The organism is Nocardia anocheti (assembly GCF_029675105.1).
Classification (GTDB): domain Bacteria; phylum Actinomycetota; class Actinomycetes; order Mycobacteriales; family Mycobacteriaceae; genus Nocardia.
Genome location: NZ_JAQQFV010000007.1, coordinates 272,468 through 297,609 on the forward strand (window position 1 = coordinate 272,468; position 25,142 = coordinate 297,609).

At 69.4% G+C, this 25,142-nt stretch carries 27 protein-coding genes; 15 read left to right on the forward strand and 12 right to left on the reverse strand.

Translation table 11 applies throughout. The features are described 5' to 3' along the window. Positions 1 to 2 precede the first annotated feature (2 nt). Genes QC180_RS20260 through QC180_RS20270 form a run of 3 tightly spaced genes read right to left on the reverse strand, consistent with a single transcriptional unit; the run spans position 3 to position 2,056 of the window. Complete coding sequence (locus QC180_RS20260; protein WP_278264344.1) at positions 3 to 794, reverse strand: ABC transporter permease; 792 nt, start codon at positions 792 to 794, stop codon at positions 3 to 5. After that, complete coding sequence (locus QC180_RS20265) at positions 791 to 1,564, reverse strand: ABC transporter ATP-binding protein (RefSeq protein WP_278264345.1); 774 nt, start codon at positions 1,562 to 1,564, stop codon at positions 791 to 793. The genes QC180_RS20260 and QC180_RS20265 overlap by 4 nt, the downstream gene beginning before the upstream one ends. Positions 1,565 to 1,573: 9 nt before the next feature. Continuing rightward, positions 1,574 to 2,056: an MTB12 C-terminal domain-containing protein gene (locus QC180_RS20270; RefSeq protein WP_278264346.1), complete on the reverse strand. Its 483-nt coding sequence runs from the start codon at positions 2,054 to 2,056 to the stop codon at positions 1,574 to 1,576. 270 nt (positions 2,057 to 2,326) lie between these two features. On the opposite strand from QC180_RS20270, the gene QC180_RS20275 reads away from it, so the two are divergent. From QC180_RS20275 to QC180_RS20305, 7 genes are all read left to right on the forward strand, one after another. Beyond that, positions 2,327 to 3,493 carry an AAA family ATPase gene (locus QC180_RS20275; RefSeq protein ID WP_278264347.1) on the forward strand — a complete coding sequence of 389 codons (1,167 nt, stop codon included), beginning with the start codon at positions 2,327 to 2,329 and terminating at the stop codon, positions 3,491 to 3,493. Positions 3,494 to 3,516: 23 nt separating this feature from the next. Next, complete coding sequence (locus QC180_RS20280; protein WP_278264348.1) at positions 3,517 to 4,473, forward strand: DUF58 domain-containing protein; 957 nt, start codon at positions 3,517 to 3,519, stop codon at positions 4,471 to 4,473. Beyond that, positions 4,470 to 5,474: a VWA domain-containing protein gene (locus QC180_RS20285; RefSeq protein ID WP_278264349.1), complete on the forward strand. Its 1,005-nt coding sequence runs from the start codon at positions 4,470 to 4,472 to the stop codon at positions 5,472 to 5,474. The genes QC180_RS20280 and QC180_RS20285 overlap by 4 nt, the downstream gene beginning before the upstream one ends. Positions 5,475 to 5,558: 84 nt before the next feature. Next, on the forward strand, positions 5,559 to 6,278 hold the full coding sequence (gene fabG1, locus QC180_RS20290) for a 3-oxoacyl-ACP reductase FabG1 (protein ID WP_278264350.1): 720 nt from the start codon (positions 5,559 to 5,561) through the stop codon (positions 6,276 to 6,278). Positions 6,279 to 6,352: 74 nt separating this feature from the next. Further along, positions 6,353 to 7,189 (forward strand): NADH-dependent enoyl-ACP reductase InhA, encoded by an 837-nt coding sequence (gene inhA, locus QC180_RS20295; protein WP_278264351.1) that lies wholly within the window; start codon positions 6,353 to 6,355, stop codon positions 7,187 to 7,189. Continuing rightward, positions 7,189 to 8,238: a ferrochelatase gene (locus tag QC180_RS20300; RefSeq protein WP_278264352.1), complete on the forward strand. Its 1,050-nt coding sequence runs from the start codon at positions 7,189 to 7,191 to the stop codon at positions 8,236 to 8,238. The genes inhA and QC180_RS20300 overlap by 1 nt, the downstream gene beginning before the upstream one ends. A gap of 86 nt (positions 8,239 to 8,324) precedes the next feature. Next, positions 8,325 to 8,714 (forward strand): hypothetical protein, encoded by a 390-nt coding sequence (locus QC180_RS20305; protein WP_278264353.1) that lies wholly within the window; start codon positions 8,325 to 8,327, stop codon positions 8,712 to 8,714. Between the two features lie 29 nt (positions 8,715 to 8,743). Here QC180_RS20305 and QC180_RS20310 read toward each other — a convergent pair whose 3' ends face one another. Continuing rightward, the gene (locus QC180_RS20310) at positions 8,744 to 9,538 is read right to left on the reverse strand and encodes a hypothetical protein (RefSeq protein WP_278264354.1); all 795 of its coding nucleotides are present in this window, start codon (positions 9,536 to 9,538) and stop codon (positions 8,744 to 8,746) included. A 63-nt stretch (positions 9,539 to 9,601) separates the two neighbouring features. Further along, positions 9,602 to 10,423, reverse strand: a complete 822-nt coding sequence (locus QC180_RS20315; RefSeq protein WP_278264355.1) for a DUF3097 domain-containing protein — start codon at positions 10,421 to 10,423, stop codon at positions 9,602 to 9,604. 99 nt (positions 10,424 to 10,522) lie between these two features. On the opposite strand from QC180_RS20315, the gene QC180_RS20320 reads away from it, so the two are divergent. The 4 genes from QC180_RS20320 to QC180_RS20335 all read left to right on the forward strand — a co-directional run bounded on the left by QC180_RS20320 (position 10,523) and on the right by QC180_RS20335 (position 13,913). Beyond that, positions 10,523 to 10,954 carry an NfeD family protein gene (locus QC180_RS20320; RefSeq protein WP_278264356.1) on the forward strand — a complete coding sequence of 144 codons (432 nt, stop codon included), beginning with the start codon at positions 10,523 to 10,525 and terminating at the stop codon, positions 10,952 to 10,954. Positions 10,955 to 10,957: 3 nt separating this feature from the next. After that, positions 10,958 to 12,235 (forward strand): SPFH domain-containing protein, encoded by a 1,278-nt coding sequence (locus QC180_RS20325; protein WP_278264357.1) that lies wholly within the window; start codon positions 10,958 to 10,960, stop codon positions 12,233 to 12,235. A gap of 212 nt (positions 12,236 to 12,447) precedes the next feature. Continuing rightward, positions 12,448 to 13,563 (forward strand): hypothetical protein, encoded by a 1,116-nt coding sequence (locus QC180_RS20330; RefSeq protein ID WP_278264358.1) that lies wholly within the window; start codon positions 12,448 to 12,450, stop codon positions 13,561 to 13,563. Next, positions 13,560 to 13,913, forward strand: a complete 354-nt coding sequence (locus tag QC180_RS20335; protein ID WP_278264359.1) for a hypothetical protein — start codon at positions 13,560 to 13,562, stop codon at positions 13,911 to 13,913. The genes QC180_RS20330 and QC180_RS20335 overlap by 4 nt, the downstream gene beginning before the upstream one ends. On the opposite strand, the gene QC180_RS20340 is transcribed toward QC180_RS20335, so the two are convergent. The 3 genes from QC180_RS20340 to QC180_RS20350 form a co-directional block, all read right to left on the reverse strand. Further along, complete coding sequence (locus tag QC180_RS20340) at positions 13,831 to 15,036, reverse strand: molybdopterin-binding protein (protein ID WP_278264360.1); 1,206 nt, start codon at positions 15,034 to 15,036, stop codon at positions 13,831 to 13,833. The genes QC180_RS20335 and QC180_RS20340 overlap by 83 nt on opposite strands. 204 nt (positions 15,037 to 15,240) lie before the next feature. Then, positions 15,241 to 15,858, reverse strand: coding sequence for a DUF305 domain-containing protein (locus QC180_RS20345; RefSeq protein ID WP_278264361.1), 618 nt, complete (start codon positions 15,856 to 15,858; stop codon positions 15,241 to 15,243). Continuing rightward, the gene (locus QC180_RS20350; protein ID WP_278264362.1) at positions 15,855 to 17,420 is read right to left on the reverse strand and encodes an LVIVD repeat-containing protein; all 1,566 of its coding nucleotides are present in this window, start codon (positions 17,418 to 17,420) and stop codon (positions 15,855 to 15,857) included. Before QC180_RS20350 ends, QC180_RS20345 begins: the two co-directional genes overlap by 4 nt. A 223-nt stretch (positions 17,421 to 17,643) precedes the next feature. Here QC180_RS20350 and QC180_RS20355 point away from each other — a divergent pair, with 223 nt between their 5' ends. Next, complete coding sequence (locus QC180_RS20355; protein WP_278264363.1) at positions 17,644 to 19,404, forward strand: BCCT family transporter; 1,761 nt, start codon at positions 17,644 to 17,646, stop codon at positions 19,402 to 19,404. Here the strand turns inward: QC180_RS20355 and QC180_RS20360 are convergent. Continuing rightward, complete coding sequence (locus tag QC180_RS20360; RefSeq protein ID WP_278264541.1) at positions 19,401 to 20,279, reverse strand: 3-methyladenine DNA glycosylase; 879 nt, start codon at positions 20,277 to 20,279, stop codon at positions 19,401 to 19,403. The two genes, QC180_RS20355 and QC180_RS20360, sit on opposite strands and share 4 nt — an antisense overlap. 146 nt (positions 20,280 to 20,425) lie before the next feature. Between QC180_RS20360 and QC180_RS20365 the strand changes: the two genes are divergently transcribed. After that, positions 20,426 to 20,650 carry a hypothetical protein gene (locus QC180_RS20365; protein ID WP_278264364.1) on the forward strand — a complete coding sequence of 75 codons (225 nt, stop codon included), beginning with the start codon at positions 20,426 to 20,428 and terminating at the stop codon, positions 20,648 to 20,650. Positions 20,651 to 20,770: 120 nt separating this feature from the next. Here QC180_RS20365 and QC180_RS20370 read toward each other — a convergent pair whose 3' ends face one another. From QC180_RS20370 to QC180_RS20380, 3 genes are read right to left on the reverse strand one after another with little or no spacing between them, the layout of a single operon-like run. Next, positions 20,771 to 21,514, reverse strand: coding sequence for a lysophospholipid acyltransferase family protein (locus QC180_RS20370; RefSeq protein WP_278264365.1), 744 nt, complete (start codon positions 21,512 to 21,514; stop codon positions 20,771 to 20,773). Beyond that, positions 21,511 to 22,161 (reverse strand): CoA transferase subunit B, encoded by a 651-nt coding sequence (locus QC180_RS20375; protein ID WP_278264366.1) that lies wholly within the window; start codon positions 22,159 to 22,161, stop codon positions 21,511 to 21,513. The genes QC180_RS20370 and QC180_RS20375 overlap by 4 nt, the downstream gene beginning before the upstream one ends. Further along, complete coding sequence (locus tag QC180_RS20380) at positions 22,158 to 22,904, reverse strand: CoA transferase subunit A (RefSeq protein WP_278264367.1); 747 nt, start codon at positions 22,902 to 22,904, stop codon at positions 22,158 to 22,160. Before QC180_RS20380 ends, QC180_RS20375 begins: the two co-directional genes overlap by 4 nt. Positions 22,905 to 23,116: 212 nt before the next feature. Here QC180_RS20380 and QC180_RS20385 point away from each other — a divergent pair, with 212 nt between their 5' ends. Together QC180_RS20385 and QC180_RS20390 are read left to right on the forward strand one after the other, a co-directional pair. After that, on the forward strand, positions 23,117 to 23,896 hold the full coding sequence (locus tag QC180_RS20385) for an IclR family transcriptional regulator (RefSeq protein WP_278264368.1): 780 nt from the start codon (positions 23,117 to 23,119) through the stop codon (positions 23,894 to 23,896). A gap of 15 nt (positions 23,897 to 23,911) precedes the next feature. After that, complete coding sequence (locus QC180_RS20390) at positions 23,912 to 25,120, forward strand: acetyl-CoA C-acetyltransferase (RefSeq protein WP_278264369.1); 1,209 nt, start codon at positions 23,912 to 23,914, stop codon at positions 25,118 to 25,120. The last annotated feature ends 22 nt before the right edge of the window (positions 25,121 to 25,142 follow it).

Here is a 25,142-nt window from a genome sequence, read left to right on the forward strand (position 1 = left end):
GGTCAATCGGTGGTCAGATCGCGCCGGGACAGTCGCACCGTGCCGAGCGCGAAGAACACCAGGGCGACGAGCGCGAAGAACAGCAGCGCGCCGTTGGGACTGCCGAAGGCGGGCTTGATCGTCGGGTACTGTCCGGCGCCCAGTTCGCCGTTCTTGAACGGCATCCACTGCTGCACCACATTGCCGATCTTCACCGGCAGCATGGCCGAGAACGCCTCGACGCCGAACTTCCACAGCAGCACCGCGCCCACCACGACGCCGGGACGCGGGATCAGCCCGGCCAGGCCGATACCGAGCGCGCTGACGAAGAAGGCGAAGACCGGCAGCGCCCACAGCAGCCGCACACCCGCCGCCGAGGTGAGCTCGACCCGACCCCACACATCGGAGAACACGACCGGGAAGACCGCGAGCAGCACGAGCACGGTCACCAGCGTGGTCACGGCGGTGATCAGGCCGAACACGATCAGCTTGGCGGTCGGCAGCAGCCAGCGCCGGGGTTGCGCGCCGTAGACCAGTTCCGCTGTCGCGTACTTGAATTCGTTGCTGAGCGAGGCGACGCCCGCCGACATGAGCACGATCGTCGAGAAGATCATCACCCAGTACCCGGCGTTGTTGGTGTCCATGCCGCCCGCGCCGTTGACCTTGTTCATCCGGGTGGCGATCGCCAGGCTCGCGTTCACCGCGACCGGCAGCAGCACCGCGATCGGCACGATGGCCAGCCACACCGGGCTGCGCCAGGACAGCTTGGCCCATTCGCTGCCGACCGTGCGGCCCAGATCCCTTGTCACACTCACTGTTCCGCCTCGTTCTCGGCCGGTCGGCCCGCCGCGCCGCGATACTCGACGCTGCCGCGGGTGACCGTCGTGTACGCCGATTCGAGCTTGCGTGGGCCCGCGCCCAGGGCCAGGGTGTCGTCGCGACTCGCGTCCGACAGCACCCGCCCGCGGCCCATGATCACGATCCGGTCGGCGGTGATCTCGACCTCGGTCAGATTGTGCGAGGCCACCAGCAGGGCACGCCCCTGCGCCGCCAGCCCGGTCAGCAGGTCGCGCAGCCACAGGATGCCGTCGACGTCGAGACCGTTGTCCGGTTCGTCGAGCACGAGCGTGCGCGGGTCGCCCAGCAGCGCGGTCGCGATGCCGAGCCGCTGCAGCATGCCCAGCGAGAACCGGCCCACCTGCCGTTTGGCGACCTCGGTCAGCCCCACCCGCGCGAGCACCTCGTCGACCTCGGTGACGGGGATACCGCCGAGGCGGGCCTGCCACGCGAGGTGCTGGCGCGCGGTGTGCTTGGGGTTGCGGGCGAAGGTGTCGAGGGTGAAGCGGACCTCGCGCATGGGCTCGGCGAGCTCCCGCAGCGCGCGCCCGTTGACGCGCACCGTCCCGGCGTCCGGTGCGGTCAGCCCGGCGATCATCCGCATGGTCGTGGACTTACCGGCGCCGTTGGGCCCGAGCAGATACGTGATCGCTCCGCCCGGGGCCTCGAAACCGACATCGCTGACCACGGCCTTGTCGCCGTAGCGTTTGGACAGGCCGGACACGGTGATCATGGGCGCGTGCGTCATCGAGAAGGGTCAGTACCCGAAGTCGGGGTTACCGGTGCAGCCGCCCATGCCCTCGCAGGTGGCCTTCCAGTCGACCTTCCACAGGCCGTCCTCGCGGACGTAGGTGTAGGTGCCGCTCGAGGCCGGGAAGCCCGCCATCACGCCGGACATGCTCGCGGTCATGGTGTTGCCGGAGATGTTCTTGGAGGTCGCGCGCAGCTGGATGGACAGGAAGTCGTAGACCCCGCCCTGGGACAGGATGCCCTGCAGCGCCGGGCCGACGGTCGAGCCGTGGTAGCTGACCTCCTGCTTCGGGCCCATCGGCAGGTTCGGGTTCCACAGCGCGGCGAACTGCCCGGCGATGGCGTCGAGCGAGGGGTCCGCGTCGCGGAGGTAGAGGTCGGCGACCTGGGCGTCGCGCACCGAGCGGTCCGCGAGGGCGGGCGCGGCCAGTCCGGCCGTCAGCAGGGCGGTGAAACCCAGCGCGGCGAGCACCGCGGCGATCTTCTTCATGGCTCTTCCTCCGCGAAATTTCGGAACGGTCGCCACCGGGGACCTCCGGCGACGATCCGGACGCTACATTTTCAGAATAAGGATAGTCAAACCTAAGTTGGACGCGTGGGTGGTTCGACCAGTGCGAACTCCCGCTGTCGCGCGGGCGGGCGGCGGCGGACATGCGTAGGGTGGCGGACGAATTCGTGTCACTCCCGGCCGGTTGCGGCGCGCCGGGCTATTACCTGGAATAGTTGGGGCGGCACGCACAGGACCAAAGCGAAAGCGGGGATGTTGGTGACTTCGACGGAAGGTGTGAGCGGGCCGAAGCTGGCGAAAGACGCCGGTACGGCTGCGACGAGCACCCTGGAGCGTGACGTCCAGACTCTCGAGAAGGCGATCTACGAGGTCAAACGGGTCATCGTCGGTCAGGACCGACTCGTCGAGCGGCTGCTCGTCGGCGTGCTGGCGCGAGGCCATGTGCTGCTCGAGGGTGTGCCCGGTGTCGCCAAGACCCTGGCCGTGGAAACCTTCGCCAAGGTCGTCGGCGGGTCGTTCTCCCGGGTGCAGTTCACCCCGGACCTGGTGCCCACCGACCTCATCGGTACCCGCATCTACCGGCAGGGCCGCGAGGAATTCGACACCGAGCTCGGCCCGGTCGTCGCGAACTTCGTGCTCGCCGACGAGATCAACCGCGCGCCCGCCAAGGTGCAGTCGGCGCTGCTCGAGGTGATGGCCGAGCGCAAGCTGTCGATCGGCGGCAAGACCTACCCGATGCCCGATCCGTTCCTGGTCATGGCGACCCAGAACCCGATCGAGAGTGAGGGCGTCTACCCGCTGCCCGAGGCCCAGCGCGACCGCTTCCTGTTCAAGGTCGTCGTCGACTACCCCTCGGTCGAGGAAGAGCGCGAGATCATCTACCGGATGGGCGTGGCCCCGCCGGAGCCCAAGCAGATCCTGGCCCCCGAGGACATCATCCGGCTGCAGAAGCTGGCCGCCAACGTCTTCGTGCACCACGCCCTGGTCGACTACGTCGTCCGGGTCATCACCGCGACCCGCACCCCCGCCGAATTCGGCATGGCCGATGTGGCCAGCTGGATCTCCTACGGCGCCTCGCCGCGCGCGAGCCTGGGCATCATCGCCGCCGCGCGTTCGGTGGCGCTCATCCGCGGCCGCGACTACGTGGTGCCGCAGGACGTCGTCGAGGTCATCCCGGACGTGCTGCGGCATCGTCTGGTGCTGTCCTACGACGCCCTCGCCGACGAGGTCACCCCGGAGGACGTCATCAAGCGCGTGCTGCAGACCGTCGGTCTGCCGCAGGTCGCCCCGCAGGCCGTCGGCGGGCAGGCCGCCCCGCAACAGCCGCCGGTGCCCCAGCCGCCCGCCCAGCAACAGCCCGCGCCGCAGCCGGTGAACGGGCAGCAGTCCCAGCCCGCCGGGCACGCCGGGCCCCAGTGAGTGCTCCGGAACCCGTTGTCCGCGTGCCCGTGTCGTCCCACGCGCCGCCGTCGTTCCGGGCCGGTGAGCTGACCGACCCGAAGCTGGCCGCCGCGCTCAAGACCCTCGAGCTGACGGTGCGCCGCCGCCTGGACGGCGTGCTGCACGGCGACCACCAGGGCCTGATCCCCGGCCCCGGTTCGGAACCGGGAGAGGCCCGGCTCTACCAGCCGGGTGACGATGTGCGACAGATGGATTGGTCGGTCACCGCCCGCACCACCCATCCGCACGTGCGACAGATGATCGCCGACCGCGAGCTCGAGACCTGGCTCGTGGTCGACCTCTCGTCGAGCCTGGACTTCGGCACCGGCCGGGTGCAGAAGCGCGACCTGGCCATCGCGGCGGCCGCGGCCATCACCCACCTCACCTCCGGCGGCGGCAATCGCATCGGCGCCGTCGTGGCCACCGGTCAGGACCTGGTCCGCATCCCCGCGCGCAGCGGTCGTCTGCACGCGCAGACCATGCTGCGCGGCATCGCCACCACCCCGCACGCCCGTGACGGCGTGCGCGGTGATCTGAAGGCGGGCATCGAATCGCTGCGCCGCCCGCAGCGCAAACGTGGTCTGGCCGTGGTGATCAGCGACTTCCTCGGTGACGTCGACTGGCAGCGGTCGCTGCGCGCCATCTCCGCGCGCCACGACCTGCTCGCCGTCGAGGTGCTCGACCCGCTCGACGTGGCCCTGCCCGACGGCGGCGACGTGGTGCTGCACGACCCGGAGTCCGGGCGCACCCGCGAATTCAGCGTCACCCCCACGCTGCGTGCCGATTTCGCGGCCGCGGCCAAGGCCCAGCGTGAGCAGGTGCAGCAGGCGCTGCGCAGTTGCGGCGCGCCGGTGCTCACCTTGCAGACCGATCGGGACTGGATCGCCGACGTGGTCCGGTTCGTGTCCACCCGGCGCCACAGCCTCGGCGCCCCGAGCGGGCGGGTGCCTCGCCAGTGAGTATTTCGCATTTCACGGCCGTCGTCTGGCTGGGTTTCCTGCTCGTCGTCGCGCTGCTGGTCCTCGGCTATGTGCTGGTGCAGCGCGCCCGCCACAAGCGGATGCTGCAGTTCGGCAACATGACCGTGCTCGAGAAGGTCGCGCCGTCGCGGCCGAGCCCGATGCGCCACGCCCCGATCGCGCTGATCCTGGTCGGCCTCATCCTGCTCACCATCGCCGCCGCCGGACCGACGGCGGTGCAGAAGGTGCCGCGCAACCGCGCGACCGTGGTCCTGGTGATGGACGTGTCGCTGTCGATGGAGGCCACCGACGTGCCGCCCAACCGGCTGCAGGTCGCCCAGAAGGCCGGTAAGGAGTTCGTCGACGGACTCACCCCCGGCATCAACCTCGGCTTCGTGACCTTCGCGGGTACCGCCTCGGTGATGGTCTCGCCGACCACCAACCGCGAGGCCGTCAAGCACTCCATCGACAACATCAAGCTGGCCGAGCGCACCGCCACCGGCGAAGGCATCCTCACCGCCCTGCAGTCCATCGACACCCTGGCCGCGGTCCTCGGCGGCGCCGAGACACCCCCGCCCGCGCGCGTGGTGCTCATGTCGGACGGCAAGCAGACCGTGCCCGACGACAAGGACACCGACAACCCGCGCCACGGCTTCACCGCCGCCCGGCTGGCCAAGAACAAGGGCATCCCGGTCTCGACCATCTCCTTCGGTACCGAGTGGGGCACCGTCGAGATCCCGGACTCCGACGGCAAGGGCTCGCAGCGGGTGAAGGTGCCGGTCGACAACGACTCGCTGCGTGAGATCGCCAAGCTCTCCGGCGGTGACTTCTACACCGCCTCCTCGCTGGCCGAACTCACCGCGGTCTACGACACCCTCGAAGAGCAGATCGGCTACGAGACCACCCGCGGCGACGCGAGCAGGCCCTGGCTGCTGGCGGGCATGCTGTTCGTCACCGCCGGTGTCGTGGTGAGTTTGCTCTATCGTCAACGCCTGCCCTAGCACGCACCGCCCCGCGTTGTGAGTCCTCGCAGTGCCGCGACCCTGACGCGGGGCCCACGAACTGGAACAGATAGGTTGGACCCTATGTCGAACGTCACATCCCGGTCGGTCCTGGTCACCGGCGGTAATCGCGGTATCGGTCTCGCGGTGGCCCAGCGCCTGCTCGCCGACGGCCACAAGGTCGCCGTCACCCATCGCGGATCGGGAGTGCCCGAGGGCCTGTTCGGCGTGAAGTGCGATGTCACCGATTCCGCCGCGGTCGATCGGGCCTTCGCCGAGGTGGAAGCGCACCAGGGTCCGGTCGAGGTCGTGGTGGCCAACGCGGGCATCGTCGACAACACGCTGTTCATGCGCATGAGCGAGGACTCCTTCACCAAGGTCATCGACGCGAACCTGACCGGCGCGTGGCGAGTCGCCCAGCGCGCCAACCGCAACATGCTCAAGGGCCGCTGGGGCCGGGTCATCTTCCTCGGCTCGGTCGTCGGCCAGATCGGTGCGCCGGGGCAGGTCAACTACGCGGCCGCCAAGGCGGGTCTGGTCGGGATGGCGCGCGCCATCACCCGTGAGGTCGGCAAGCGCAACATCACCGCGAATGTGGTGGCGCCCGGGCTGATCGACACCGACATGACCCGCGAGGACATGACCCCGGAGATGCGCAAGGCCGCGCTCGAGTTCATCCCCGCTGGTCGGATCGGCCAGGCCGAGGACGTCGCCGCCGCGATCAGCTTCCTCGCCTCCGACGACGCCTCCTACATCTCCGGCGCCGTCATCCCGGTCGACGGCGGCATGGGGATGGGCCACTGATCCGCTAACGGATCCCCCCGCGCCACCGACAAGGTGGCGGCAACCTCATCGATCTCAGGGAGAACCGAATACTCATGGGCGGACTGCTCGAAGGCAAGACCATCCTGATCACCGGCATCATCACCGACTCGTCGATCGCGTTCAGCGCGGCCGCGGTCGCGCAGGAGCAGGGCGCGAAGGTGATCATCACCGGCATCCCGGAGCGGCTGCGGCTCATCGACCGCATCGCCAAGCGCCTGCCGCAGGAGGTGCCCCCGGCCATCCCGCTGGATGTCACCAACGAGGAGAACCTGGGCGCGCTGGCCGAGGCCGTGCGCGCGCTGGCACCCGAGGGCATCGACGGCGTGCTGCACTCGATCGCGTTCGCGCCCAAGACCCTGATGGGTCCGGACGCGGTGCCGTTCCTCGAGGGCCCCGGCCCCGATGTGGCCAAGTCCTTCGAGATCTCCGCGTGGAGCTACGCCTCGCTGGCCCGTGCCGTGCTGCCCGTGATGAACGAGGGCGGCTCCCTGGTCGGCATGGACTTCGATCCGCGCGTGGCGATGCCGTACTACAACTGGATGGGCGTGTCCAAGGCCGCGCTCGAGTCGGTGAACCGGTACGTGGCCCGGGAAGTGGGTTACGCCAAGAAGATCCGCTCCAACCTGATCGCCGCGGGCCCGGTGAAGACCCTGGCGGCCAAGGCCATCGCCGGTACCGCCACCGACGACGCCAAGCAGCTGCGTCAGCTCGACGAGTACTGGGACGGCGCCTCGCCGATCGGCTGGGACGGCGCCGACGCGCGTGCCGTGGGCAAGTCGATCGTGGCGCTGCTCTCGGACTGGCTGCCCGCCACCACCGGCTCGATCATCTACGTCGACGGCGGCGCCAGCCACAACATGTGGTTCCCCGAGGGCTTCACCGCCAACTGATGCCGGACGCGCTGCTGCTGCTGTCCTTCGGCGGCCCCGAGGGCCCCGGGGACGTGATCCCCTTTCTGGAGAACGTCACCCGGGGCCGCGGGATCCCGCGCGCGCGACTCGAGGAAGTCGCCCAGCACTACCTGCATTTCGGCGGCGTCTCGCCGATCAACGCGCTCAACCGCGAGATCATCGCCGCCGTCGAGGCCGACCTCGCCGACGCCGGTCTGGACCTGCCGGTGTATTTCGGCAACCGCAACTGGCATCCGATGGTCGAGGACACCGTCGCCCGGATGACCGCCGACGGCGTGCGGTCGGCGCTGGTCTTCCCCACCTCGGCGTGGGGCGGCTACTCCGGCTGCCGCCAGTACGACGAGGACATCACCCGGGCCAGGGCCGCCGTCGGCGCCGACGCCCCCGAACTGGTGAAACTGCGCCAGTACTTCGACCATCCGCTGCTGATCGAGTCCTTCGCCGACGCGATCACCGCCGCCCTGGCGCGCCTCCCGGCCGAGCGCCGGGACGGCGCCCGCCTGGTCTTCACCGCGCACTCCATCCCGGTCTCCGCCGACCGCACCGCGGGCCCGCCCGCCGACGGCGGCCGCCTCTACAGCAGGCAGGTCGCCGAGGCCGCCCGATTGTGCGCCGCGGCAACGGGTTTCACCGACTACGACGTGGTGTGGCAGTCGCGTTCGGGCCCGCCGCAGGTGCCGTGGCTCGACCCCGACATCGTCGACCACCTCGACGTGCTGCACGGCAAGGGCATCGACGCCGTCGTGGTGTGCCCGGTCGGTTTCGTCTCCGATCACCTGGAGGTGATCTGGGACCTCGACAACGAGGCCGCCACCCGTGCCGCCGAGCTCGGTATGGCCTTCGCGCGCGCCGCCACCCCTGGCACCGACCCTCGGTTCTCCCGGATGATCGTCGAGCTGATCCAGGAGCGCGTCGAGGCCGGACCGGTCCGCGAACTGGGCACCGTCCCCGGCTACGGCTGCACCGTCGACGGCGCGCTCTGCGCTCCCGGCTGCTGTGAGCTGCCCGCGCGGCCCGCTCGGGGCTGAACACAACCGGATAAACATTCGTCGGGTGTTCCGCGCCCGAGGAGTAGGCTTTGTGGAGTTGTGCTCGACAGATCGGAGGACTTCCGATGCGTCCGAAGGCGCCCCGATACGGCTTGGTGCTCGTGCTGGCCGCCGCGGCCCTGGGCCTGACCGGCTGCGGCAAGGAGTCCGGCTACGAGACCGAGCCGCCCCAGCCCACCGAACCCACCATCTCGCAGGCCTCGGTCGACGAACTCTGCGGCATCCTCGACGGTCAGAAGGGCACCTGGAAGGCGCTTGGTCCCGAGGTCGCCCGGGTGGCCTTCACGGGTGCCATGAAGCTGTGGACCGTGCAGGACACCGTCGCCAATGCCGCGCTGTCCTACGATCGCGATGTGGTCGACACCGTCACCGGCCGGACCTGCCCGGTCGTCCGGGTCGACACCCTGGCCGTGCTCGCGGTCCCGACCCTGCGCACCGCCCTCGGCGGATTCTGAACCGCGACGCCCCGATTCGGGCGGGGCGATCAGCCCAGCGGCCCCGTCGCGGCGTGCACCGCCACCAGCCGCGCGTGCCGAATCGTGTTCCACAGCGGCCGCAGCAGCGATTCGTGCGAGTCGAGCGCGCTGGCCGAGGTGGGGGAGGAGGCCGGTTCGTGCTGGGCGACGGTGAGGATCGCCGCCACATGGTCGGCGGTGTCGAGAATGCGCTTGGCGCGCAACGGGATCGAGTCCGGATAGGCGTGCCGGGAGTAGGCGGCCAGCTGGGCTTCGATCTGTTCGCGCGGGTCGGCGTCACCGTTGCCGAGCGCGGTGGTGTGCAGGCGCGTGAGCGCGTCGGCGGCGTCACGCACCGATTCGCGCATGGTGTACTCGGCCTCGCCCAGCGACATGTCCTGCCCGGTGACGTGCGGAATGTTCACGCTGTACACGGTCCACTGCAGGGTCTCGTCGTCGTCCCAGTGCGGGATCAGCCCGGTGCCGTCCTGGCCGGGAACGCCCAGCAGCAGGCCCTCCTCGGCGTCGATCGCGTCGGCGGCGAAGGCGGTGCCGACCGGCAGACCCCGCACGTCACCGGGGGCGGGCAGCACCAGGCGCAGGGTCGCGCCCTCGGGGGCCATGGCCTCGCGGATCACCTTGAGCAGTGGCATCGCGCCGGAACCGGCGCCCGCGGCGTGCGAGGTCCACGGCAGGTCGGTGCGCCCGCCGGTGACCGGGTCGCCCGCGGCGATGGTGTGCCGGGACGCCCAGGCGTGCAACGCTTCCAGCACGTCGTCGGGCGCGCTGGTCCCGGCCAGCCAGGAGCCGGCCCACAGCGTCAACGTGGCACTGGGAGAGCACATAATCATCGAGCATAAAGGTTCGCCGCGTGTGCTGCCCCGGGACTACTCGGGTTCGGTCACGAAGTCGATGAGCCGTTCGACCGCGCCGATCAGCGGCGATTCCAGGTCACGGAACGAGTCCACCGCGTCGTAGACCCGGCGCCACCCCTGCTGCGGGGTGCCCCAGCCCAGCCGCGCGCACACGCCCGTCTTCCAATCCTCCCCGCGCGGCACCGTCGGCCAGGCGTCGATCCCCACCGCCGCGGGGCGCACGGCCTGCCACACGTCGATGAACGGATGCCCGGTCACCAGCACGTGCGGGCCCAGACCGGTGGTCAGCTGGGTCTCCTTGGACCCGGTCACCAGGTGGTCGACCAGCACGCCGACCCGCGCGCCCGGACCCGGCCCGAACTCGGTGAGCCGGGTGCCGAGGTTGTCCAGGCCCTCCAGATGCTCGACCACCACGCCCTCCACCCGCAGATCGTGCCCCCACACCCGCTCCACCAGGGCCGCGTCGTGCACGCCCTCGACCCAGATCCGGCTGGTGCGCGCGACCCTGGCCCGCAGACCCTCCACCCGCGTGGAACCCGACGCCGAGCGGGTCGGCTGCTTCGGGGCGGCGGTGGGCTTGACCAGCGTCACCGGTTTGCCGTCGATGAGGAAGGCCGCCTCGCGCAGGGCGAAGAGTCGGACCACGCCGCGTCCGTCCTCGAGTTTCACGAACTCGCCGTCGTAGCCGCGGTCGAAACCCACTACGGCACCGCAGAATCCGCTCGCCGCGTCCTCCACCACCAGGTCGCGCTCGGCGACCACGGTCGGTGCCGGGGTCTTCCTGGTGCGCTGATGTCCGGAAAAGATGTCGCCGTACCCGCCACGTGCACTCACCCCCCGAAGCTACCGCGAACTGTCCACCGGCCCAACGCGGCACCGGGGGCGTTTCCTCTTGTCCGGCCCGAACAGTGTCCGAGACGGTACGGTGGTGGGGTGGCCGCAATAGTCTGGCTGATCGCGGGCATCGTGCTCGCGGCGGCGGAAATGCTCACCGGGGATCTGACGCTGCTCATGCTCGGTGCGGCCGCGCTCGGCACCGCGGGCGTCAGCGCCGCGGCCGGTCTGCCGCTGTGGGGTGACGCGCTGGTCTTCGCCGCGAGCGCGGGGGTGCTGTTCCTCGGGGTGCGGCCGGTGCTGCGTCGCCGATTCGGTACGCCCCCACCGATTCCGACCAATGTCGACGCCCTCACCGGCAAGTCGGCGCTGGTGCTCGAGGAGGTGGCGGCGCATTCGGGGCAGGTGAAGCTCGGCGGTGAGGTGTGGACCGCGCGTCCGCTGGATCCGAGCGAGAAGTACGAAGCCGGAGTGACCGTCTACGTGATGAAGATCGACGGCGCCACCGCCGTCGTCTGGAAGGGTCCCTAAGCAATGGTTGCCTTGATCGTGGCCGCCGTCCTCGTCCTGTTGGTCGTGGTGGTGGTCTTCAAATCGATCGCGCTCGTGCCGCAGGCCGAGGCGGCGGTGATCGAACGTCTCGGGCGCTACTCGCGCACGGTGTCCGGTCAGCTGACGTTCCTCGTCCCGTTCGCCGACCGGGTGCGCGCGAAAGTCGATCTGCGCGAACGCGTCGTGTCCTTCCCGCCCCAGCCGGTGATCACCCAGGACAACCTGACCCTGCAGATCGACTCGGTGGTCTACTTCCAGGTCACCAGCCCGCAGGCCGCGGTCTACGAGATCAGCAACTACATCGCCGCGGTCGAGCAGCTCACCGTCACCACGCTGCGCAATGTGGTCGGCGGGATGACGCTGGAGGAGACACTCACCTCGCGCGACCAGATCAACAACCAGCTGCGCGGCGTCCTCGACGAGGCCACCGGCCGCTGGGGCCTGCGAGTGGCCCGCGTCGAGCTCAAGTCCATCGATCCGCCGCCGTCGATCCAGGAATCGATGGAGAAGCAGATGAAGGCCGACCGCGAGAAGCGCGCGATGATCCTCACCGCCGAGGGCACCCGCGAGTCGCAGATCAAGACCGCCGAGGGTGCCAAGCAGGCGCAGATCCTCTCCGCCGAGGGTGCCAAGCAGTCGGCGATCCTCTCGGCCGAGGGTGAGCGCCAGAGCCGCATCCTGCGCGCCCAGGGTGAGCGCGCCGCGTCCTACCTGCAGGCGCAGGGCCAGGCCAAGGCCATCGAGAAGGTGTTCGCCGCGATCAAGAACGGCAAGCCCACCCCCGAGCTGCTGGCCTACCAGTACATGCAGACGCTGCCCATGGTCGCGCGCGGCGACGCCAACAAGGTGTGGCTGGTCCCCAGCGACTTCGGCAAGGCGCTCGAGGGTTTCGCCCAGAACTTCGCCACCAAGGGCGAGGACGGCGTCTTCCGCTACGAGCCGTCCACCGAGGAGGTGGCCCCGGTCAAGATCGAGGACGACTCCGACGTCGCCGACTGGTTCGAAACCGCCTCCGACCCGAAGATCGAACAGGCCGTCCGCGCCGCCGAGGCCACCGCCCGCACCCCCGTCGACAGCCTCGACACCCCCCGCCCCAAGCCGACCACCCCGTCGGAACCCCCACTCCCCATCCCACCCCCCATCGCCCCCCAACAACACCCCGCCCCACCCCGACAGCACCAGCCCCCACCACCCCAGCACCAGCCACCCCGCCCGGAAGACCCTTACGGCCGCCCCTGGCAACCACCCCAGCACGGCTGACCCAGCTCCCACGACAGCCCCGATGTGCCCGCGCATCGGGGCTGTCGTCTGCCACCTCCCTCGCCGCAGGCGGGATCGTGGTCTCTCCGACTGGCGCGGTGCCGGGAGCGCGAGGGCGGTGAAGTGTGTTGGCGCGCAGGTATCTTCGTGGGATGGGAGGATCGCGCCGGATGGTGTGGGGTGGACGTCGGGTTCGGCGGATCGTCGCGGTCGTGATTGCTGTCGTGGTGTCGGTCGCTGTGGTGAGCACCGTGCCTCGGTGGTGGTGTGGGCGGGAGGCGGGGGAGTGGTATCGCGGGGAGGCGGGGCGGGTGCGGGCGTTGGCGGAGGAGATGGTGGCCTTCGAGGACGACGACGATCGGTGGCGGGCCGGGGGTGGGCGGGATCGGGTCGTGGGGATGTGGGGGTTGCTCGCGCATCAGATGACGGCGTTGGGGTTGGCGCAGGTGGTGTTGGCGCATCCGGAGTGGGCGGGGCGGTACGGGCCGGTGGTCACGCGGGCGGCGACGAAGAGTCTGCTGCCGCAGCTGCGGTACGAGTTCACCGACGCGTGGCACGGCCGGGACGGGCTGTCGGAGTTGGACAGTGCGGATGGGCATGCCTACCTGTCGTATCCCGCGCTGGCGCTGGGGATGGCGCGGTTGGTCGACCCGGCCTTCCCGGCTGACCTCGCGGCGCGCCACGACGCCCTGATCGCCGCGTTCGAACGGCGCCTGCTCGCCTCGCCGACGGGGCTGCTCGACACCTTTCCCGGCGAGGCCTACCCGACGGACGTGGCGGCGGTGGCGGCGGCGATCGCGGTCCACGGGCGGGTCACCGGCGCCGATCACTCGGCGGTTCTCACCCACTGGGCGGAGAAGGTGCGCGCGGTGCAGATCGACCGGCCGACGGGGTTGGTCATCCAGCGGATGGGCGTGGACGGACGCGCCCATGACGCGCCCCGCGCCTCCGGAACCGGATTGGCCGCCTATTTCGCGGGTTTCGCGGACCGGTCGCTCGCCGAGGAATTGGCGGCGGGTCTGTTCGCTCAGGAACGCGGCGTCCTGGGCTTCGGCGCGATCGACGAATACGGCAACGGATACAGCGGCGCCGGGGACATGGACAGCGGCACACTGATTCTCGGAATCTCCGTCTCGGCCACCGGGTTCGCGCTCGCCCCGGCCCGCGCCTTCGGGCATCACGACCTGTTCACCCGCCTGTTCCGCACCACCGACCTGTTCGGCCTGCCCCTGCGGAGCGGCGACCGCGCGCGGTTCGCCAGCGGCGGCGTCATCGGCAATGCCCTGCTGCTCGCCTTCCTGACCTCCGGCCCGGAGCTGGCGCGGTGAACACCGCCCTGCTGCTCTCCTGCTGGCGTGTGGTTCGTCTGCCGGTGCTCCTCGGCACCGCCTACCTCGTCCTGACAGTGATCGTGGCCGCCTTGTCGGCCCGCCACGGCTTCGGTTCCCCCGGCGGCCTGAGCCCCGCCTACGTGATCGCCGTGGGCGCGCTGCTGGTCTTGCGCGTCGTCCTGCTGGTCGTCGTCCCGTCCGTCCTGCTCTACCGCGCGGTGATGTGGCTGGTGGACCGCCCGCTCCGGCGCCCGGACACGGTGATCAGCGGGGGAGCGGAAGCAGCTCGACCAGGGTGCCGCGACCGGTGCCCGGCGGCAGAACAGCGAGCGCCTGGCAGCCGATGAGCCCGGCCAGATGGGGTGTGTGGGCGGGCCCGGTACTGCGCCAGACCCCACCGGGATGCTGTTGGACGGGCACGATCCGCGTGGCTTCACCCGCCATGACACCCGCGTCCGACAGGCGCCCCCACATGGTGGCTCCCGGAGTACGCAGGGTGAGCGCGTCGACGATGGCGGGGCCGACCGCGAGCAGGGCGGCGACGGCGGCCAGCGGATTGCCCGGCAGACCGAGCAGAACCCGCCCGTCCGGAAGCTGCGCGACCAGGGTGGACCCGCCGGGACGCAAGGCGATCCGATCCACGATGACGCGCGCACCCAGGTCGGCGAGCAGGCCGCGCAGGTGGTCGGCGGCGCCGCCACCGGTCGCGCCGACCATCACCACCAGGTCGGCATGGGACTTCAGCCCCAGCCACGACCGCAACAGATCCTGGCTGTCGGCCAGATGCCACAGCCCGGTGCTCTCGATATCGCAGCAGCGCAGGAACTCCGGCAGCACCGGACCCAGTGAGTCACGGGTCTCCCCGTGCCCGAGTGGCCCCACGGCCCGGATCTCGTCGCCGGTCATCACCACATCGGCGCGCAACGGCCCCCGCACGGTGACGGTTTCGGCTTCGGCGCTCAACGCGGCGGAGGCGAGCGCGGCCGAGACCCGGGTGCCCGCGTGCGCGAGGACGGTCCCGCTGTCCCAGTGCTCACCCTGGCGACGGGTGTCGTCGCGCAGCGGCGCCTCGGGGGCGCGCATGACGACCTGTTTCCCCGAGACCGTCGTGCGCACCACGTGCTCGTCCCGCAGCGTCGCCGTGGTGCCCAAAGGGGTGGCGGCGCCGGTGGCGATACGCACCGCCTCGCCGGGCGCAAGCACCGTCGAGCAGGCCCGGCCCGCGTAGCGCACCTGCTGATGCAGCCGCCACCACGGTCCCGGCCCGGCGACGGCGTAGCCGTCCATGGCCGCGCTGTCCACGCGCGGCAACGGCGTCCCGGCGGTCAGCGCGGCGGCCAGCGTCGCCCCGATCGCGTCGGCCACCGGCAGCTCGCGCACCCCGATCGGCGCCAATTCCGCCGCGATCCGCGCGCGCACCCTGGCCAGGCCGCACTCGGCCGCCACCACGCCCGCTCGTACGCTCACCACCACGTCAGCCTCCGCCCACAGGTCACCGATAATCCGACATATCGTCCACAGATCCCGTTGCCTGTGATTTTCTGAGCAGTTGCCCTACGGTGACGTTGTCCTCACCCGCCCACCCACCCGCCGGTGCGCACTCGGACACATCCGCGCGCCCGCCCCGCTCATGACCGCATCGTAGGCGCGTATCCGGCCGCACGCCGGTCGCGGTCAGGGACGTGCGCCCCGCGCGTCGAGCAGCATCCCGAGATAGCCCAGCTCCTGGCTCTGCGACTGCACCATCGCCCGCGCCGACTGTTTGACCGGTCCCGACGCGAGTAGTGAATCGGCCGTCCTGGCCATGGTGATGCCGCCCGCGTGGTGGCGGTACATCAGGCGCAGGAACAGGGTTTCGGCCTCGGCGCCGCGTGCCGCAGACAGGGTGTCGAGGTCGGCGGTGGTGGCCATGCCGGGCATCGTCACCGATGTCGTGGCCGAATCATGGTGGTGGCCTGCGGTTTCCGGCATCCACGCCATGGGCTGGGCCGCCGTGGGCGCGGCCCCGGCCAGTTGGGTCCAGCCGAGCAGGGTGCCGATCTCCACCCGCTGCGTGTCCGCGATCTGTTCGGCGAGGCGCCGCACGGTCGGGTCGGCGGCCGGGTCCAGGCGCTCGGTCAGGATCAGCGCCTGCTGGTGATGCGCGGTCATGTCCTGCACGAAACCCAGTTCGGTCGCGGTGAGAACCGGTGTGGGCGTGGCCCGTTCTGGAATCAGCAGCGGTCGCAGGGCGGCGCCGAGCACCAGCAGGAAGACCGCCGCGGCCACCCCGGCGGCCAGCCGCCCGCTCACGACCCCACCGTCGACTGCTGATCGGCGGGCGGGGTGTAGACGCCGTTGTCGAGCCGCAACACCATGAACCCGTTGTCCGAGCAGGTGACATACAGCTGGTCACCGCGCCATTCCGGCGGCGACAGACACCAATCGGTGGACAGGTCCCCGAAGGCGATGTCGCCCGCCCTGGCAGTGAGGATCTGGGCCGGATCGACCAGACCCTCCGCCAGCGAACGCAGGGCCGCGGGCGCGCTCATCACCGGAATGCCGATGATCGAGGCCAGCGCGTGCGGCGAATTCCAGATCTCGAGATTGCGTCCGGTCCTGGCCGGTGGATTGAAATAGGCGATCTCGCGGATCGCGTCGGGATCGCGCACGTCGAACACCCGGATTCCCGAGGAGATCCAGCCGCAGGCCAGTGCCGTCGGATCGTCGGGCCGGTCGGCGGTGCAGTAGTGCGATTCGTAGGAGAACGCCGAACCGCCCATGGCCGAACCGATTCCGGCATCGATGTTCTCGGGCAGATTGATCTCGAGCTTGACCTTCGTCCGGATCCGCGGTGCCGTGTCGTCGGCGACGTCGATGAGCTTCACCCCGCCCGACCCGCCCTCGTCGACGGTGAACAGATGCGGGACGCCGTCGTAGGTGACGGGCACGCTGTGCTGGGTGGCCCAGCCGTCGGTCCAGAACGTGCGGCCCAGATGCGGCACCTGCGGATTCGGGTCACGCCGCTGCACCGCGCTCACATCCAGCACCGTGAAACCGCCCAGCGCGGAGATGTAGAGCCGATTGCCGTCGGGGCTCACGCCCATCCCGTGCGCCTCGATTCCGGTGAGGCCCTGCCAGATCACCCGTGGCTGCGCGGGATCGGTGAGATCGACGGCGCTGAGGAAGCCGGGGACCAGACCCGAGGCCCAGTAGGTGCGTCCGTCGGGGGAGAAGCCGCCCTCGTGCGTGGTGATCGGCAGCGGCATCAGCAGATTCGACCCGGTGCCCGGGTTGAGCAGCCGGGGATGTGCGCAGTCGGAGATGTCGTAGACCGACAGATACCCCGCCCCGAGCCCGACCGGCACACCGGTGCCGACGAGCAGTTTGCGAGTGGTGTTGACCTTCAACGTCTCCCACGTTCCGGCCAGCATCGCGGGCTCGGCCAGCGTCGCGGTGAGTACCGGATTCGCCGGATCCGACACGTCGAGCACCTGCACGCCCGGATGCTCGCCGAGCAGGGTGCCGGGGAAGAACGACCCGACGTAGGCGCAGTGTTCGAAGCTGGTGGAGGTGATGCCCGCCCCGCGCCCGGTATACCCGCCGACCATCGACATGTTGCAGCGATAACCCTGGGTGCTGCGACCACTGTCCCGGTCAGCCGCGGGGACGTCGCCCTGGAGCCCGGTCTCGGGCAGCGAACCGGGCCCGCACGCGGCCCTGGGCACGGCGGTGCGTCCCACATCGAGGAACTCCTGGACGGTCCCGGCGAGGTCGGCGACCGGATCGGCGGCGGCGCCCGAGGGGAGCCCGACGGCGGTCAGCGCGGCCACCGCCGCCAGTGCCGTCCAGTGACGAAGTGTTCGTGTACGCATCGTGCCTCCCCGACCGAGCTGTTCCGGCACCGACTGGCTCAGACAGTTGCCGTTCTCGGATGGTAAGGCGAGTGCGACACCCGCACGGTCGGTTTCGGCGAATCGGCCGCTCGCCCGGCGGGTCGAATCCGCCCCGCTGTCGGTGGCACGCTGTACGGTTGCTCGGAGAGCGACTGGCGCGGCGCGATCCGCCGACACTGCGATCGGAAAGGACTCGGACTCCATGTCGAACGATGTCGTAGGCACCTCGGGGGGCACGGACGGAGCCGAGGACGCGGTAGCCCGCCGATCGCCGGGCAAACCCCGGCTGGACCTGTTCGTCTTCTGCGCCACCGCGATCGGCACGGTGGCCTTCGTCGTCTGGGGTGTGCTCGACGACGAGAGCCTGGCCTCCTTCGCGAGTTCGGCCCAGCGCTGGGTCATCACCAATACCGGCTGGCTCTTCGTGCTGGTCGCGACGGCGTTCGTCTTCTTCGTCATCTGGCTGGCGATCAGCCGCTACGGTCGCATCCCGCTCGGTGACGACGACGAGAAGCCCGAGTTCCGGACCGTCTCCTGGATCGCGATGATGTTCAGCGCGGGCATGGGCATCGGCCTGATGTTCTGGGGCGTCGCCGAACCGCTGTCGCACTTCGTGAATCCGCCCCCGCACACCGCTGAGCCCGGCAGCCCCGCCGCGGCCGAGGTCGCGATGGCCACCACGCTGTTCCACTGGACCCTGCACCCCTGGGCGATCTACGCCGTGGCCGGTCTGGCCATCGCCTACGGCACCTTCCGCAAGGGTCGTTCGCAGCTGATCTCCTCGGTGTTCCGGCCGCTGCTCGGCCGCCGCGCCGAGGGTCTGGGTGGGCGGGCCATCGACATGATGGCCATCTTCGCCACGCTGTTCGGCTCCGCCGCGTCGCTGGGCTTGGGCGCCTTGCAGATCGGCGCGGGCATGGAGTTCAACGGCTGGATCGACGGGATCGGCAAGGTCGGTCTGGTCGCGATCATCTCGGCGCTGACCGTCGCGTTCGTGATCTCGGCGGTCTCCGGCGTGGAACGCGGCATCCAGTGGCTGTCCAACATCAATATGGTCCTGGCGCTGGCGATCGCGGCGTTCGTGTTCATCGCCGGGCCGACGCTGTTCATGCTCAACATGCTGCCGATCTCCCTCGGCGACTACGTCGAGTTCCTGCCCACCATGGCCTCGCGCACCGGCGCGGGCGACGAGGCGATGAAGGCGTGGCTGTCGAGCTGGACCATCTTCTACTGGGCGTGGTGGATCTCGTGGACCCCGTTCGTCGGCATGTTCATCGCCCGGATCAGCCGGGGTCGCACCATCCGCCAGTTCGTCACCGGCGTGCTGCTGGTGCCGAGCGCGGTGAGCCTGCTGTGGTTCGCGATCTTCGGCGGCGCGGGCATCGCCGAGCAGACCGAGCACCACAATCTCACCGAACCCGACGGCACCGTCGACTCCGACAACGCGCTGTTCCATCTCCTGGACCAGTACCCGATCGTCTCGGTGACCACGATCGTGGTGATGATCCTGGTCGGCATCTTCTTCGTCTCCGGTGCCGACGCGGCCTCCATCGTCATGGGCACGCTGTCCGAGCGCGGCAGTATCGAACCGTCCCGGCTGACCGTCATCTTCTGGGGCGCGGCGACCGGCGCCGTCGCCGCGATCATGCTGGTGATCGCCGATTCGGACAATCTCGGTGGTGCGCTCACCGGTCTGCAGGCGCTGACGACGGTGGTGTCGCTCCCGTTCCTCGTGGTGATGGTGGGCATGTGCGTGTCGCTCTACAAGGACCTGCGCGACGACCCCCTGATCCTGCGCGCCGACCGCGGAATCGAACTCGTCGAGGTCGCCGTCGACAAGGGCACCGAACTGCACGAGGGCGACTTCTCGCTGGTCACCGAGCCGACCGAGGAACTCGAGGTGGTGGTGCGGGACGCCGAGGACGTCGTCGCGAAGGGCAAGGAACCGACCGAGCGGGGTTAGGCCTCGAGCGACCGCGCCGCGGACAGGGCGAGGCAGTCCCGGCGCAGCCGTTCCCGCAGCGTCGCCGCCGTCTCGGCGATCGCGGCCTGCGCGCGCACGTACTCGGCCCGGCCCGCCGGGGTCTCGATCCGCACCGGCTCGTACCCGAACTCGCGCAGGTCGTACGGGCTGGCCCGCATGTCGAGTTCGCGTGCGGCGCAGGCGAGTTCGAAGCAGTCGAGCATCAGATCGGACCCGATGAGCGGCGCGAGCTTGAAACTCCACTTGTAGATGTCCATGTTCGCGTGCAGACAGCCCGGTTGCTCCCGACGCACCTGGTCGGCCCGGGTCAGCGGTTCGGCATTGCGACCCACCGCGTCCGGGGTGAAGAACCGGAACGCGTCGAAATGCGTGCACCGCAACGACATCGACTCCACCACCGCATCGGTCCCCGCGTGCCCCAACCGCAACGGCACCTGCTGATGCCGCACGTCGTCGGTCCGATACACCATCGCCCACTCGTGCAACCCGAAACACGACAGCTGCGCGGGCCGCCCCGCCGTCGCCCCGAGCAATCCCGCGACGAACTCGACGGTGTCGCCCCGCTTGTCCAGATACGCCGGATCAGCGGTGTAGACGTCCTCACCCACCCGGTGATACCCCCGAGCCCCGTCGTACTCGCCCGCATCCCGCAGCCCGACCCCGAACCCCGGATGCCACCGCCGCAACTGCGAGGGTTTGTTGCCGTAGTAGGTGAACAGAAAATCGATGACCGGATGCGTAGTCCCCGCCGCCCGCCGCTCCAGATACGGCCCCACCAGTCGATCGAGCCGCTCCCGATGCGCCCGCGCCCGCTCCCGCCACTCGACCGGCGGGAGTACCCGCAGGCCAGGCATCTGATCAGGCAGGCCTACCGTGCTCACCAGACCATTCTGCCGCACCGCCTCGAGGCACCTGAACGGCCCCGAAACCCCTCCTCCTCCCGATGGCGGGCGCAGGCTCGCGTCGAGGACCGAAATTTGATGTCTGACACGCCTTCGACATGAGTTCACTGCGAAACCTCGTCGAGGAGGCCGGTGAAGTCGTCGACCTCGTTGAGCGACTCGATGTAGTGGCGCTGCGCGGTTTAGCCGTGACCGGCGTGGTCCAACTGCTTGGCGGCGTCTACCGTCAGTACGGCGAGGTATTCGGCAGGGTGCTGGCGTCAGGTGGCGCGTGCCTTCTGAATTGTGCTGGTTGCGAGCAGGCGATCGCGACCCTGCTGTAGAAAGCGGGCGGGTGATCAGGATCGTGGCGACCGATGGTCAGAGATGATGCAGCGAAGAGTTCGATACCGATTTGTTTGCTCGCGGGGCGAATTGTGTCTTCCCTGGCGATGGAATGCGCACTAGAGATACGTCTTGTCGGGGTGTCCCCGATCGTAGGCTGAATCCCTGTGGTGCATTATGCCCTCGACGAGGAGTTCTGCGATCATCGCGGTTCGCGCGGCGACATCGAGGTCGTCGTCGAACTCGAGCGGTGGGTGTGCGGTGACGAAATGTCTGATCCGAGGAAACAGGCGGAATCTCTTGTGGTAGAGATTGATCGACCGTTGCACTCCCCATTGGGAGATGAGAACGACCGGAACGTCCGGGTTCGATTGCGCCAGGCGGGCGGCGCCGGTTTTCAGTGGTCCGGGCATTCCTTCGGGATCTCGGGTGATGGTCCCCTCCGGCATGATCACGACGATCTGTCCGGCTCGCAGGGCTGCGGAAGCGGCCTGGAAGGCCTCGCCGGGAGTGCCCTCGCGATCGACCGGGATCTGCTCGGCAGCCCGCAGCACCACGCCGGGGAACCCCGTGAACGCTTCACGCTTGGCGAGGAAATGCGGACTTCGACCGGCGTCCACGAGGAACCGCCCGATCAGCAACGGGTCGATGTGGGATACGTGATTGCACACGATGATCGCCGGTCCCGTGCTCGGGATGTTCTCGAATCCACGGGATCGCATCGAGACGAGCGATCGCGCCAGGGGATGTAGAACCAGGTAGACGACACTCCACCACGGATTGAACCGCTCTCCTGTGACGACTCGCCATGGCCAGCCGAAAGTTCGTGGCGGATGAATATCGCAGTCGTTGTCCGGCGTCATCGGTCGGCTGTCTCCAGCGCGACCGTGTAATCGGCACCGGTAGCGTGCCGGATCTCGGATTCCCCTACGCCGGGCGCGGTTTCGACGAGAACCAGTCCGGTCGGTCCGACATCGAAGACGGCCAGGTCGGTGATGATGCGGTGCACACAGCCCGTTCCGGTCAACGGCAGGCTGCACTCCTCGACGATCTTGGGTTCGCCGCTGCGCGAGCAGTGGTCCATCATCACGATGACCCGTTTCGCGCCGTGGACCAGGTCCATCGCGCCACCCATGCCCTTGACCATCTTGCCCGGGATCATCCAATTCGCCAGATCGCCGCGTGCGCTGACCTGCATGGCGCCGAGAACAGCGACATCGACGCAGCCACCGCGGATCATGCCGAAGGACTGCGCCGAGTCGAAGTAGGAAGCGCCGGGCAGGACGGTGATCGTCTCCTTGCCCGCGTTGATCAATTCGGGGTCGACTTCGGCCTCTGCCGGATAGGGGCCGACGCCGAGGACGCCGTTCTCCGAGTGCAGGACGACGGTCACGTCGTCGGCGAGGTGGTTGGGGACCAGGGTGGGCATGCCGATCCCGAGATTGACGTACTGGCCGTCGTGCAGCTCGGCGGCGACGCGCGCGGCCAGCTCGTTGCGGGTGCGACTCATGCGCGGACCGTCCTGTTCTCGATGCCGACCTCGACCTTGCCGACGTGCACGACCCGCTGGATGTGGATACCGGGGGTGTGGATCTCGTCGGGATCGATGTCACCGGGCTCGACCAGCTCCTCGACCTGGGCGATGGTGATGCGTCCGGCCGCGGCGGCGGGCGGGTTGAAATTGCGTGCGCTGCGCCGGTAGACGAGATTGCCGTGGCGGTCGCCCTTCCAGGCGTGGACCAGCGCGAAATCGGTGACTATCGCCTGTTCGAGTACGTAACGCACCCCGTCGAAGACGCGGGTCTCCTTGGCTGGGCTCGCCAGCGCGATTCCGCCGCTCCCGTCATAGCGCAAGGGCAGGCCGCCTTCGGCGACCTGGGTTCCGACGCCCGCCGGGGTGTAGAACGCGGGAATGCCCGCACCACCGGCGCGCATGCGCTCGGCCAGTGTCCCCTGGGGTGTCAGTTCGACTTCGAGTTCGCCCGCCAGGAACTGTCGGGCGAACTCGGCGTTCGATCCGACATAGGAGCTGGTCGTGCGGCGGATCCGGTGTGCTTCGAGCAGGATGCCCAGCCCGGACCCGGCGGTGCCGCAGTTGTTGCTGACCACCTCGAGCTCGGAGGCGCCTTGGGCGAGTACGGCGTCGATGAGTGCCTGGGGCACCCCGACGAGCCCGAACCCGCCGACCGCGAGCGAGGCGCCGTCGTGGATATCGGCGACGGCCGCGGCTGCCGTCGCAATGACTTTGTCCATCACGGCACCGATACTAGACGAAAAGTTCGCAATGAGTACACTCGTTCGCATGGCGAACACGACGATCGTCGTGGGGGGTGGATGCGACCGGTCGGCAGCTGCCGCGCCGGATCCTCTTCGCGCGCGTCCGCGCCGTAGCCTCAGCCCGATGGACCGATGTCCGCCGCGGGGTGGATGCAGCCGAGTCCATCGGGAGAGGAGTCACGGCAGTCATGACCGAGCCGTCACCGGATTACGTGCAGTCCCTCGGGCGAGGCCTGGCCGTCATCCGATCGTTCGATGCCGACCATCCGCGGCGCACACTCAGCGAAGTCGCCGCCGCCACCGACCTGACGCGGGCGACCGCGCGCCGATTCCTGCTCACCCTGGTCGAGCTCGGTTACGTGCGCACCGACGGCAGTCAGTTCTGGCTCACGCCAAGGGTTCTCGAGCTCGGCTACAGCTTCCTGTCGAGCTTGTCACTGCCCGAGCTGGCCGGCCCGCATCTCGAGGCGCTGGCCGAGAACGTTCGCGAGTCCACCTCGGTGTCGATCCTGGACGGCACCGACATCGTCTACGTCGCCCGCGTGCCGGTGAGCCGGATCATGACCGTCTCGATCGATATCGGCACCCGCTTTCCCGCCTTCGCCACCTCGATGGGACGGGTCCTGCTCGCCGATCTGCCCACCGAGGGGTTGGACCGTTACCTCGCCGAGGCCGACCTGACACCGATCACGCCGAGCACCGTCACCACCGCGGCGCAACTGCGTGCCGAGCTGGAACGGGTTCGTGCCGACGGGTACTGCGTGGTCGACCAGGAACTCGAAGAGGGTTTGCGGTCGATGGCCGCTCCGATCCGCGATCAGCACGGAACGGTCGTCGCCGCGGTGAACATCTCCACTCACGCCGCTCGCTACTCCATGGGCGAGGTCCGTGCCCGCCTGATACCCGCATTGCTCGAGACCAGCGCCGCGATCGAGCACGACCTGACACAGATTCGTTCCAACACCTGACTACGAGGAAGTTCCATGCCCGAAGCTGTCATCTGCCAACCCCTGCGCACCCCGGTCGGCCGGTTCGGCGGCGTCTTCAAAGACCTCACCGCACAGGACCTGGCCGCCACGGTGATCACCGAGCTGATCACGCGCACCGGCCTGGCTGCCGAGCACATCGACGACGTCATCCTGGGGCAGGCCTCGCCCAATGGTGAGGCGCCCGCGATCGGGCGTATCGCCGCGCTCGACGCGGGACTGGGTGTCGGTGTGCCGGGGCTCCAGGTGGACCGGCGCTGCGGATCGGGTCTGCAAGCGGTGTTGCAGGCGTGCATGCAGGTGCAGTCCGGTGGCAGTGATCTCGTGCTGGCCGGTGGGGTGGAGTCGATGAGCCGCACCGAGTTCTATTCCGACAGTATTCGCTGGGGCGTCCGTGGCGATGGCCCGGTGCTGCACGATCGCCTGGCCCGAGCTCGGATCACCGCCGGTGGCAGGAACTTTCCCGTGCCCGGCGGCATGATCGAAACGGCGGAGAATTTGCGCGCCCAGTTCCGCATCACCCGCACCGATCAGGACGCGCTGGCCGTGCAATCGCACCGGCGGGCGGTCGCCGCCCAGCGCGAGGGGCGCTTCGATGCCGAGATGGTGCCGGTCACGGTGCCACGGCGCCATCAGGATCCGATCCGGGTGAGTGTCGACGAGCATCCCCGGGCCGATACCGACATCCACACGCTGGGTCGTCTGCGGCCCCTGCGCGCCGCCGTGGACACTGATGCCACGGTCACCGCGGGCAACTCCAGCGGTCAGAACGACGGCGCGGCCGTGTGCATCGTGACCACCCCGCGGCGCGCCGAAGTGCTCGGACTGCGGCCGATGGCGAGGCTCGCCTCGTGGGCGGTCGCCGGTGTGCCACCGGCCACCATGGGCATCGGACCGGTCCCGGCGACCGACAAGGCGCTGGCCAGGCTGGATCTCACACTCGACGATATGGACGTCATCGAGCTGAACGAGGCCTTCGCCGCGCAGACCCTGGCCGTCCTGCGAAGCTGGAAGGTCGAACCCGACGACCCGCGGATCAATCCCAACGGGTCGGGAATCTCCCTCGGGCATCCGGTCGGCGCCACCGGCGCCCGCCTCCTGGCCACGCTGCTTCACGAATTGTCGCGTAGGGGCGGTCGATACGGGCTGGAAACCATGTGCATCGGTGGCGGGCAGGGATTGGCGGCCGTTTTCGAGCGACTCTGATCCGCCTCCGCGGTCGATCGCG

Excerpts from the sequence above, each read along its gene's own strand:
- QC180_RS20305 (WP_278264353.1), top strand. The coding sequence starts at position 8,325 with ATGCGTCCGAAGGCGCCCCGATACGGCTTGGTGCTCGTGCTGGCCGCC.
- QC180_RS20300 (WP_278264352.1), top strand. The coding sequence starts at position 7,189 with ATGCCGGACGCGCTGCTGCTGCTGTCCTTCGGCGGCCCCGAGGGCCCC.
- QC180_RS20355 (WP_278264363.1), top strand. The coding sequence starts at position 17,644 with ATGTCGAACGATGTCGTAGGCACCTCGGGGGGCACGGACGGAGCCGAG.
- QC180_RS20265 (WP_278264345.1), bottom strand. The coding sequence starts at position 1,564 with ATGACGCACGCGCCCATGATCACCGTGTCCGGCCTGTCCAAACGCTAC.
- QC180_RS20270 (WP_278264346.1), bottom strand. The coding sequence starts at position 2,056 with ATGAAGAAGATCGCCGCGGTGCTCGCCGCGCTGGGTTTCACCGCCCTG.
- QC180_RS20370 (WP_278264365.1), bottom strand. The coding sequence starts at position 21,514 with ATGACGCCGGACAACGACTGCGATATTCATCCGCCACGAACTTTCGGC.
- QC180_RS20325 (WP_278264357.1), top strand. The coding sequence starts at position 10,958 with ATGGTTGCCTTGATCGTGGCCGCCGTCCTCGTCCTGTTGGTCGTGGTG.
- QC180_RS20350 (WP_278264362.1), bottom strand. The coding sequence starts at position 17,420 with ATGCGTACACGAACACTTCGTCACTGGACGGCACTGGCGGCGGTGGCC.
- fabG1 (WP_278264350.1), top strand. The coding sequence starts at position 5,559 with ATGTCGAACGTCACATCCCGGTCGGTCCTGGTCACCGGCGGTAATCGC.
- QC180_RS20360 (WP_278264541.1), bottom strand. The coding sequence starts at position 20,279 with ATGCCTGGCCTGCGGGTACTCCCGCCGGTCGAGTGGCGGGAGCGGGCG.
- QC180_RS20275 (WP_278264347.1), top strand. The coding sequence starts at position 2,327 with ATGTTGGTGACTTCGACGGAAGGTGTGAGCGGGCCGAAGCTGGCGAAA.
- QC180_RS20380 (WP_278264367.1), bottom strand. The coding sequence starts at position 22,904 with ATGGACAAAGTCATTGCGACGGCAGCCGCGGCCGTCGCCGATATCCAC.
- inhA (WP_278264351.1), top strand. The coding sequence starts at position 6,353 with ATGGGCGGACTGCTCGAAGGCAAGACCATCCTGATCACCGGCATCATC.
- QC180_RS20385 (WP_278264368.1), top strand. The coding sequence starts at position 23,117 with ATGACCGAGCCGTCACCGGATTACGTGCAGTCCCTCGGGCGAGGCCTG.
- QC180_RS20375 (WP_278264366.1), bottom strand. The coding sequence starts at position 22,161 with ATGAGTCGCACCCGCAACGAGCTGGCCGCGCGCGTCGCCGCCGAGCTG.
- QC180_RS20390 (WP_278264369.1), top strand. The coding sequence starts at position 23,912 with ATGCCCGAAGCTGTCATCTGCCAACCCCTGCGCACCCCGGTCGGCCGG.
- QC180_RS20365 (WP_278264364.1), top strand. The coding sequence starts at position 20,426 with ATGAGTTCACTGCGAAACCTCGTCGAGGAGGCCGGTGAAGTCGTCGAC.